We start from the raw sequence: 9,856 nt of genomic DNA on the forward strand, positions 1-9,856 counted from the left end.
ACCCTCTGGGCGTCCAAGCGTTTCGTCCTGTTTATTATCCCGGCTTTACCAACCCCCCACACAGCCACACTCGTGTTTGCCCCCCCCCAACAGGGGGGGCACAACCACAGCAGTGGAAGGGCGCTCGTCCTGCACTCGGCACACATCAAGCGGCCGGCAAGCCGTCCAGCGTTACGCCTTACGAGGCGGCTGCCGGACGCCGAGCGCAGTTTCGACTTCCCGGCGAACCCGCCGCTCGTAGAGAGAGATCGTGCCGTCCGGCACCGGGTCATCCAGGCGGGGCCGGCGGTGTCGAGCCGGCGGAAGATCGGCAATCGCCTTGCACTGCTCCGCCAGCCTCTTGCGTTCCCCTTCGGGGTCGAAGGCGGGGAGCGGTACGCACCTAGGCCACCACAGCTCCGGATCGCATGTTCCACAGGTGCATTCCGCGGACGTCGGCTCCCACTTCGGGACCGGCTCCGCCGGTCGCCGGTGGCGACCGCCGCCCGTCCACATGTCCTCGGCGGCGTGCGGCCGGCGGTGTCCACTCTCGCGGCTGTCCTGTGCCTCACTGGTCATGTCGTGTCCAACGACGGCCAGCGCGACGAGTCGCGGCAACGACTTCTGGGAACCGTCCTAGCGTGTGCACGCTAACCGTGGCGGTGTCCCAGGGTGCTGCGGCACAGCCGGGCTTGCGTGCTGTCGGGGGCCCACCCGCCGTACTGCTCTCCAGCCGCGCACATGTCCAGGGCCGCAGGAAGGCCCGGTGGTTGTGCCGGTTGACCGCCGCCCGTGGCCGGCGGTGCCGGGCGGACCTCGGCGCGCGGTGACACCGGTTTCGTCGCCGGCCGGGACGAGCCCGCGCGAGGGCGGACCGGACGCTGAGCCGGGGTGGTGTCGTCGTCCGCCACGGCTTCCCCGCCGTCCGCAGAGCCGGCCGCCCCGGCCCCGGCTTCGGCCATCGCAGTCTCAGCCAGGGGTGCGGCGGCGGGCGCCGGCGTGACGGATGCGGTCGGCGGAGCGGCCGGAGTCGACAGCGGCGCGGTCGGCGATGGAAGGGTGGAGAAGTCGGCGGCCGCCGGGGCGGGCGGCGGAAGGTGCCGCCGGGCCGCCGGTGCCGGGTCGCCGCTCAGCAGGGACCAGGCGAGGCCTCCCGCCACGAGCAGCAGCACCAGGGCGGCCGCCACGGCCAGGCCCCACGGTCGGCGGCGGCGCGGGGGGTCGGCCCAGCTTGGTGCCGAGGTCGAGGTGGTGGTGTCTGGCCACGGTTGGAAGGCGAGGGGCGACAGGGACGGGGACGGGTCGTCAAAGCTCATGCACTGCGGATAGCACAACGGGCCGCCCGGTTGGGCGGCCCGTCGCGTCCGGCGTGTTGTCAGATCTCCAGCGATGCGGCCCAGGACACGAAGTCGCCCCAGGCCTCCCGCTCGAAGGTGAGGTTCGGACCCTGGGGGTCCTTGCTGTCCCGGACGAACACCTCGGTCGTCTCGGCGATCTCGACACACTCCGTCGAGGACCCGCCGGAGTAGCTGCTCTTCCGCCAGGTCAGCTCAGCGCGCATTACGTCTCCTTTGCGGCCGCGGCGTACCCTTCGGCCGTCGCGGCGATCAGTGCGGTTGAATCCGCCGTACTCAGCGCGTCCGCCTGTAGGTAGTCCCACGCGATCCGGTAGCGCTCCAGGTCGGACCCCTTCTCCAGGTAGAGGGAGGAGGTCAGATTTCCCAGGTATACGACGTCGAACGCCTGGTCAGCACCCCTGACCATGACAAATCCCATGCTCTCCGCGCTGTTGGCGCCCCGGGTGAAGGGCAGCACCTGGACGGTGATCCGGGGGTTGCGGGAGCATTCGGCCAGGTATGCCATCTGCTCGGCCATCACGGCCGGCCCGCCGACCTGGCGCCGGAGCACCGCTTCATCCAGGATCATCCACAGGTGCGGTGGCGCGTCCCGCTCCAGGATCTCCTGTCGCCGGATGCGCACGTCCACCATGCGCTCCAACTCCGTGTCGTCGGCGCGTGGTTCGGACGCCCGGTGGGCCGCTATCGCGTACGCACGTGTCTGCACCAGGCCCGGGACGTAGCCCGCGCTGAAAAAGTGCAGCTCGCTCGCTTCGTCCTCCAGCATGATCAGCGACCGCAGGGCATCGGGGATGCTCGCATCGGTGTACCAGCCGAGTACCTTGGCGTTCTTGGCGAGGTCGACGGCCAGGGCCCGGTCCTCGGGTGACGCCCCGTAGACGGCGCACAGCGCATCGACGATCGGCCACCGTACCGGCCCGCTCGGCCCTTCGTAGCGCTGTGCGGTGCTGCGGCTGGTGCCCGCCGCCGGTCCCGCTTCCTCCAGGGTGACCCCGGAGGCCTTGCGGAGACGGAACAGCAGCGCGCCGAGTTGTCGCCGGCGGGTTGTCGGTCCTGTACCAGCCGTCATCTCACCCTCTCTGTCCGGCGAACCGTGGACAGTCTCTCCAGTCCGCCCCACCAGGGCAACTCCCCTCGGAACTACGGGTCCAGGCACGGCCGCTCCACTGATTGCCCATCAGGAGATGTTCGCTATGAGATTCCCACAGAGGGAATTTCAGTGCCATACTGCCAATGGCCAATCACCATGCGCTCTCAGATGATCACCAATGGTGATCATCTGTGCGGGCGTGTTTCCCCAGGCCGCCGAGCTGCGGCACCGGAAGGGAGGGGCACGTGGCAACCGTGCTCCAGTTGGAGAGAGTCCCGGTCCCCATGACCGAAGCCGCGCGCCACCGCCGACAGATGGCGTGCATGGTCGAGCTGACGCAGCAGACCGCCGGCGATTTCCGCCAGATCGGCCGCCTCGCCGCCCGGATCTGGCACGTGCCGAAGCCGACGACGGACGCCGCGCTGGTGATCCTCTCTGAGTACGCGGCCAACGCCTGGCAGCACAGCGGCAGCGAGGAGGTTGCGCTCCGCCTGTCCACGAGCGGCAGCCTGCTGTCAGTCGCCGTACGCGACTTCGGCGCATGGCACACCAAGCAGGCCAGCCACCCGGAGTGGTGGCACGAGGGTGGTCGCGGTCTGGCGGTCGTCCGCCGTCTCGCCCAGGAGACGGGGGGCTCGGCCGGGTGCCACCACCCCCGGTCCGGCGGGACGATCGCGTGGGCCCACCTCTGCCTCCGCACCCGCACCACGACGTGAGACCACGACCCGGTCGGCGGTGAACGCCGGGCGGGTCTTCCGGCGGCGTACCCCCCGACGCCGCGCGGGCCGCTCCCCCGCTCCCCCGGCCGGCGGGAGCGGCCCGCACCCCCGCTAGGAGCCCTACCCCCCGAAGGAGAAGTCGTGGTGACCGTCCGCCGGACCCTCTACACGGTCCGGACCCCGCACGACTGGACGCTGTCCCTGCCCCGCCGCCCGGACCACGAGCAGCTGGACGAGCCGGCCGTCCTCTACACCGCCCCCATCCTCGGCGGCATCACGCTGCGGCTGTTGCTCGGCGACGACACCCAGACGCACCGCAGGCCGATCGCCCGCAGCCACGTGACCCGACCGAGCCAGGCAATGAGGTGGCTGTACCGCGCCGCTGGTACGTACCGTTCGCGGATGACCGCCCGCAGCTCGCTCGCCGTCGACCTCTGGCGGGCCGATCGGAGCGAACTCCAGCACGCCCTAGGCGAGTTGTCCAAGCACAGGCCGTACATGCGCCGGTGGCTCCTGCGGAGCGGCGTGACGCTCACCGCCGTGGCCGCGCCCGTCCAGCTCGCCCCCGCCACCGTTCCGCCGCAGCACCGAGAGGCACCGTGATGGACCACCTCCCCGCGCCCGTTACCGCCCCGCCCGTGGCGGGGCCGCCCCCGGTGCTCGCCGGCCTTGTGCGGCCGGGGGATTGGGCGCTCCACCTCGGGCCTGGCCCGGTGGCCGAGCGGATGGTCCGCTGGACCGGGCGGACGGTGGTCAGTCTCCAGAGCACGGCCGCCGACGTCGAGGACGTACGGGCTGGGCTGGGACCGGCCGGCCGAAACGCCGGCTTGGTCGACGTCGAGGCCGGCGACCTCTACGACGGACGCCCCGAAGCCGGGCCCTACGACGTGATCGTGGTGACCACGGCCGTGAGCGGGCTGTCCCCCCGATGGATCGACCAGCTCAAGCCCAGCGGCGTCATCATCGCGCCCGTGGCCCTTGGTGGCCTCCACCCGTGGGTCGTAGCCGGCCGAGACCCGCGTGACGGCCTGCTGTGTGCCCGCGCGCTCGGGTGTGACCTCCCCGACGCTGCCCCGCCCCGGGCCGGCGGCATCCTCCACAACCAGCCGCCAGCCCTTCCCGGCGCCCGGCCCGCGCCCGAATTGCGCCGGACCGGGGCACTCCCGCGCCGGATGACGGCCGACCAGTACCCCGCGCTGTGGATGTTCGCCGCCGTAGCGGACGACATGATCACCGGCGTGGTCCCGGTGGGCGTGCCGAAGTGGGGGCCGACGTGCGCACTCACCGCCGGCGACAGCGCCGCCTACCTGCGGCCTGACGGCATCTGGCCGAGCGACGCGAACCCTGCCACCGAAACCCTGACCTGCTGCCTGGCCGACCTCTGCCTTGAGTGGGGAGGACGGCACCAGCCCGATGTGACCGACTGGACGTGCCGGTGGGTCGAGCGCCCCGATTCCCTGACCACCCCCGCCGGGTGGAGCACGAGCCGCCCCGCGATCCTGCCCCGGTAGGACCCCAGAGCGGCGGTTCGGACCGGTTCGGCGCCGGCCTGAACCGCCATCCTCGGAGGCCCGGACGACCCCGCGTCCGGGCCTCCCCCATGCCCCCCCGAGTACGAGAGGATGAGCGCCATGGCCCACGACGAACTCCGCCAACACCTCCTCCGGCAGACCAGCCCGCCGGTGACCACCCCGATGGACGCCCTCCGGCTGATGAACAGCCTGATGGCTGAGTCGTACGAACTGCGAATGCAGACCCTTCGAGGCGAGACCGACCCCGACGCCGTGGCCGGGCACCACCGCCGCCTGGCGTACGTACTCGTCCACCTGGCCGAGCACCACCCGGAGTTCCGCGAGGAGGCGGAGAACGCGCTCGCTCGGTGGTCGGACGCCGAGGCCGCCGCGATCACCGATGCGGTCGAGAGGCGAACAACCCGATAGCGTGCACACGCTGAAACCTGGCCCGCTCCCCGAGCCGGGGGAGCGGGCCTTCCCGTTCGGCGGGCGCTGCTTCGCCGGGTGGTCCGATCAGGTGAACGCCGCAACCCGCGCTCCGGCGGCAAGGTTCACCCCGGTACACGCCCCGCGACGAGGGGCAGATCACCAGGGGCACCACGTGAAACCTACCCGCCGTCTCCTCACCGCCGCCGTTGCGGCGGGCACCCTCCTCCTGACCACGATGGCCGGCCCCGCCACCGCGCAGACCCGCAGCACCACGCACCGTGGATCAAACGGCTGTTTCAACTGGTCGTGGGACGACTCCGGGATCTGGACCACCACGGTCTACTGGCACAACACCTGCGAGAAATCGCGGAAACTCAAGATCGTTTGGAAGTGGGCAGGTTTGGAACCGAGCATCATCACCGTCGACCCAGACGGAAAGGGGCACCAGGCACGGCGGTCGGAACCCGATTCGATCTACGACCTCGGCGACGCGTAGACCGGCCCCCGGCCCGCCGTGTTGGTTGGCGGATCGGTGCTGGGCGCCCCTGTGTGGCGGTGGGGGGTGCCGCCACCGCGTGCGGAAGTCGTCCGCGGCCGCCTACGGGGCCGGCTGTCGGTGGCCGTCCCGGTGTCCTGGCTGTGGTTGCAGGGCCGGCGTTCACCCCCCCGGGGCTCCGCCCCGAACCCCGGTCCGCCCAAGGAAGGGGTGGGGATGGTGGGTAGGTGCGGGTGGGTAGGTGGTTGCTGTAGCCCGCCGGTGCCGGACCCTTCCTCGGCGTGGCCACCCTTCGGGCTATCCCGGAACCTGGGGGCCGTCAACTCACCTAAAAACGTGGTGAGTTGACGGCCCCCAGAACCCGGGATGACGGCACAGCTGTCCACACCGAGGAAGGGCCCACCCCCGGCCGCCGGGGGTGCCTGGCCGAGGTCGGCCCGAACGCCCACCGGCGAACCGGGGCGGAGGCCTTCCGGGGCGAGCAGGAAGACCAGGGCGAGCGGGAGGCCGTCCGCCTCGGCGGCCGCCGGACAACCGGCCATGATTCCTAGCGTGCACACGCTAGAAAATTCCTTGAGGGATATTTAGAAACCCCCTCTGACCTGCGGTTTTGTCGCGACACGAAGGGGCTTTGACTTTGCCCTGATCCTTTATTGCTGTATTCTAGTTGTTGTCAGGGAGGGGCGAGGAACGGCACCTCACCCACCCGGACACCACCAACACCCAACGAAAGGAACCGGGATGGTCCCGAACACGGAGCACGTCGCCCACGGCGTCCAGGCGCTGAACGTCTTCATCATGCGGGCCGAGGGCATCGGGAGCTGCTTCTGCCTGGCGGAGCGGGCGATCGTCGGCCAGGCGATGGCGGCCGAGTACGTCAGCCGCAACTTCGCCCCGGCGGCGCGGGAGGAGCTGGGCGACGACTTGACGGCGATGGCCCTCGGCGACATGGCCGCCGACCTCTTCCACGCCGCCCGGGGGGTCATCACCCCGGGCGCCCTGATCAAGGCCGCGATGATCGAGGTCACCAAGACGGTCAGCATGGTGCCCGTCCTGTGCCGCCTCGGTGAGGAGGGCCGGGCCGAACTCTTCGTCAACGCCCTGGCCTCCGTGCTCGCCTACGGCGAGTTGGTGGAGATCGCCCCCGGCGAGATCACCGACCACGCGTTCGGGTGCTACCAGGACGAGGTGAGCCGGGAAGCCTGGCTCCGACACCAGGAGAGCTAGCAACCAAAGCCCTGGGGGCGGCGAGTTCAACACCGTCGCCCCCAGGGCGTCCCACCCCACGGGCAACCGAACGCCGAGCACCAGGAGAAGCGCCATGACCACCACCGACCGCACCAGCCAGGCGTACGCCGCGATCGAGTCACTGGAGAGGCGGGTGGCCCGCGCCCGCCGGGCCGCCGAGCAGGCCCCCGGGCCGGAGACCGCCGCCGCGCTTGCTTGCGCCGAGGACGAGCTGAGGGCCGGTCTACTCGCGTGCGACCGCGCGGAGCACACCGCCACGGCCTGATCACCAAACAGCAGCGGGCCGGTGGGACACCCCGAAGGGTGACGGCATCCACCGGCCCGTAACGCTGCATCCCACCAACACCCAACGAAGGCAACGGGGGAAAGCGGCTCCAGTCTACAGCCCGAAGCCGGCACCGCGGCCGCCGGAGCGGCCGGCAGCGGCATCGAGCCGCTACCGGCCGCGCTGCCGCCCCCGGCGACCGCGTGCCGTCGACCGACCCCCAAGGCGAGGCAGCGCGGAGGTCTGGCCGTAGCCTCACCACCAGCAACAACGCACCGCGCGCACCGCGCGGCCCGACACACGAGGAGTGCGATGATCCCCCAGGGGCGCCCGACCTACGAGCTGGAGGACGTCGCGAGGGCGGCCGGCGTCTCCGTCGCCACCTGGCGTCGGAACCACCACAGGGCCTTCACCAGCAAGGTGCAGGCGCTCCCCGGCTCCGAGCGGCCGATCATCTACGACGCTGCCCAGGTGAACGCCTACCTGGCCGGCGAACCAATTCCCCCACTGCCGGCTGACCCCGACCCCACCGACCTGCTGACCGACAAGGAAGCCGGCCAGGTCGCCGACCTGGCGCCGTCCACCATCCGAGCCGACGCCTCAGGCGGCCGGATGAGCGAGGGCGTTGAACGCCACGGCCGGCGGTGGTGGACCAGGGCGTCCGTCGAGGAGCACCGCGACCGACCGGTGGAGTACAAGGGGCGGACGATCGGCGCCAGGGACCGCAAGCCGAGGACCAAGGCGGACCCCCGTGCCGCCACCGTCGCCGAGCAGCTCAGCGCCCAGGCCGACGCCGTGACCGCCGCCACCGTCGCGGGGCAGTTCGCGGTGAGCGAGCGCACCGCCCGCCGCATCATCACCAAGGCCAAGGAACTCCAGTCTCACCAGCAGGATTAGCGCGCACACGCTAAGGGTTCGTCGCCAGCCAGGGGGAGTCGGTGGTGGGGCGCGGGTTGCTCGCGCTTCGCGTGCGGCTCCGTGCTCGCTACCGAGCTGACGCGGCCGGACGGCGGACCGTAGTGAGCACCAGCGGTCCTGAGACTCGGCAGCAACGAAGGCCGAGACGGACAGACAAGGGAGTGTGGCGGGTCGAGCAGCCGAGGCCGCCGACCGGCGCGGGGCGCCGGCCGGCTCTGCCCTCTCCGCCCGCGTGCTGCCCAAGGCCTCCGCCCCCAGGGGTGACCCGGCTGTGGCTAGCCCCAGGAATCCGCAACGAGTTCTCAATCTCTCAGCCCCCAGCCGGGGGTGCCCGGCCGAGGCCGGCCCGAACGCCCACCGGCGAACCGGGGCGGAGGCCTCCGGGCAAGCAGGAAGACCAGGGCGAGCGGGAGGCCGTCCACCTCGGCGGCCGCCGGACAACCGGCCATGATTCCTAGCGTGCACACGCTAGAAAATTCCTTGAGGGATATTTAGACACCCCCTCTGACCTGCGGTTTTGTCGCGATATGAAGGGGTGTTGACTTTGCCCTGATCCTCTATTGCTGTATTCTAGTTGTTGTCAGGGAGGGGTGAGGAACGGCACCTCACCCACCCGGACACCACCAACACCCGACGAAAGGAACCGAAATGACCGAGGACCAGCAGCCCACCCCGGATCAGCCGACGATTCGCATCCCCGGGCAGCGCGACCGGCGCGCGAGCTAGCCCGCACACCCGGGCGGGCGCCCCGCCCGCCCGGGTTCCCCTCCCAACTCCGGTCCCGATTCGATAGGAAAGCAGCACGATGACCATCACCACCGCCACCATCCCCGCCCAGCCCACCGACCGCGAGCACGGAAGCCGCATCATCGCCGCCCTTGAGGCAGCGTGGGCTGCGATCCAGGCCCAGCACCCCGACGTCCCCAACGTCGTGATGATCACCGGCATGGGCCGCACCAAGGGCGGCATCACCTGGGGCCACTTCGGCGCGGACTTCTGGACGGTCGAGGGCGAGGCAGCGCGCAAGCGGACGCCGGAGCTGTTCGCGGGCGGGGAGCTGCTGTCCCTTGGTGGCGAGCGCACCGTGGAAACGCTCTTGCACGAGGCCGCTCACGGCATGGCCTACACCCGGCGGATCAAGGACACCAGCAGCAGCGGCCGGTACCACAACCGCCGCTTTGCGGGGCTCGCCACAGAGCTGGGACTGACCCCGCCCGCCGAGCCGTGCACCGTCCGAGGGCTGTCCAAGTGCACGATCACCCCGGCCACCATCGAGCAGTATGCCGACGTCATCAAGGCGCTGGACGAAGCGCGCCTTCCCTACATCTACGACCCCCAGGCGATCGCCATTGCCGGTGCCGGCCGTCCCGCCCCCACTGCCGGCGGTGGAGGCACGGAGGGCAAGAGCGGGCCGACCGGAACCCCGGGCACCGGGGGTGAGGGAGACGACGAGAACGGCGAAGGCGAATACGTCCCCACCCGTCCGAAGAAGCGCCCGCCGACCCGGTTCCTGGTCATCTGCGGCTGCACCAAGCCGGGTAAGGACGGCAGCCCGGAGGCGGCTCGCCGCATCCAGATCAGCTCCGCTGTATGGGAATTCGGCCGCGAGGACGGCGACGAGGACGGCGGGCTGAACTGCGGCCGCTGCGGACAGGCCTTCCGCAAGGCTGCCGACCAGGACTAGGCGGAAGGTGGGGGGCGCCTCGGTCGGCGCCCCCCACCCCCCCCGGCGGGCCGGGGGGGGGGGGGGGGCGCCGCGCGACCCCCGCCCCCCGCCCCCCCCGCCCCCCAAACACCACCACCACCAACACAAAAACCAAAACAAAAAAAAAAACAAAAA

11 protein-coding genes are annotated in these 9,856 nt (G+C 71.0%); 9 read left to right on the top strand and 2 right to left on the bottom strand.

All coding sequences use genetic code 11. The annotated features are described in order from the left end of the window. Positions 1–1,354: 1,354 nt before the first annotated feature. Both ACFVHV_RS32100 and ACFVHV_RS32105 read right to left on the bottom strand, forming a co-directional pair. A complete protein-coding gene (locus tag ACFVHV_RS32100) occupies positions 1,355–1,540 on the bottom strand; it encodes a DUF397 domain-containing protein (protein WP_380355770.1) in 186 nt (61 codons plus the stop codon). Beyond that, positions 1,540–2,406, bottom strand: a complete 867-nt coding sequence (locus ACFVHV_RS32105) for a helix-turn-helix domain-containing protein (protein WP_380355773.1) — start codon at positions 2,404–2,406, stop codon at positions 1,540–1,542. Before ACFVHV_RS32105 ends, ACFVHV_RS32100 begins: the two co-directional genes overlap by 1 nt. 305 nt (positions 2,407–2,711) lie before the next feature. Here ACFVHV_RS32105 and ACFVHV_RS32110 point away from each other — a divergent pair, with 305 nt between their 5' ends. The 9 genes from ACFVHV_RS32110 (at position 2,712) to ACFVHV_RS32150 (ending at position 9,700) form a co-directional block, all read left to right on the top strand. After that, positions 2,712–3,143, top strand: a complete 432-nt coding sequence (locus ACFVHV_RS32110; RefSeq protein ID WP_380355775.1) for an ATP-binding protein — start codon at positions 2,712–2,714, stop codon at positions 3,141–3,143. A 144-nt stretch (positions 3,144–3,287) separates the two neighbouring features. Beyond that, complete coding sequence (locus ACFVHV_RS32115; protein ID WP_380355778.1) at positions 3,288–3,749, top strand: hypothetical protein; 462 nt, start codon at positions 3,288–3,290, stop codon at positions 3,747–3,749. A 110-nt stretch (positions 3,750–3,859) separates the two neighbouring features. Next, entirely contained in the window at positions 3,860–4,657 is a 798-nt protein-coding gene (locus tag ACFVHV_RS32120) for a hypothetical protein (RefSeq protein WP_380355781.1), read from the top strand. 120 nt (positions 4,658–4,777) lie between these two features. Then, positions 4,778–5,086, top strand: a complete 309-nt coding sequence (locus tag ACFVHV_RS32125; RefSeq protein ID WP_380355783.1) for a hypothetical protein — start codon at positions 4,778–4,780, stop codon at positions 5,084–5,086. A gap of 175 nt (positions 5,087–5,261) precedes the next feature. Beyond that, positions 5,262–5,585 (top strand): hypothetical protein, encoded by a 324-nt coding sequence (locus ACFVHV_RS32130; protein WP_380355786.1) that lies wholly within the window; start codon positions 5,262–5,264, stop codon positions 5,583–5,585. A 741-nt stretch (positions 5,586–6,326) separates the two neighbouring features. Then, positions 6,327–6,812, top strand: coding sequence for a hypothetical protein (locus ACFVHV_RS32135; protein WP_380355788.1), 486 nt, complete (start codon positions 6,327–6,329; stop codon positions 6,810–6,812). A gap of 94 nt (positions 6,813–6,906) precedes the next feature. Beyond that, positions 6,907–7,098, top strand: coding sequence for a hypothetical protein (locus ACFVHV_RS32140; RefSeq protein WP_380355790.1), 192 nt, complete (start codon positions 6,907–6,909; stop codon positions 7,096–7,098). A 312-nt stretch (positions 7,099–7,410) separates the two neighbouring features. Continuing rightward, positions 7,411–7,995 (top strand): DNA-binding protein, encoded by a 585-nt coding sequence (locus ACFVHV_RS32145; RefSeq protein ID WP_380355793.1) that lies wholly within the window; start codon positions 7,411–7,413, stop codon positions 7,993–7,995. 826 nt (positions 7,996–8,821) lie between these two features. Then, positions 8,822–9,700, top strand: a complete 879-nt coding sequence (locus ACFVHV_RS32150; protein ID WP_380355796.1) for a hypothetical protein — start codon at positions 8,822–8,824, stop codon at positions 9,698–9,700. Positions 9,701–9,856 lie beyond the last annotated feature (156 nt).

It is taken from the genome of Kitasatospora sp. NPDC127116 (genome assembly GCF_042677365.1).
GTDB lineage: Bacteria > Actinomycetota > Actinomycetes > Streptomycetales > Streptomycetaceae > Kitasatospora > Kitasatospora lactacystinica.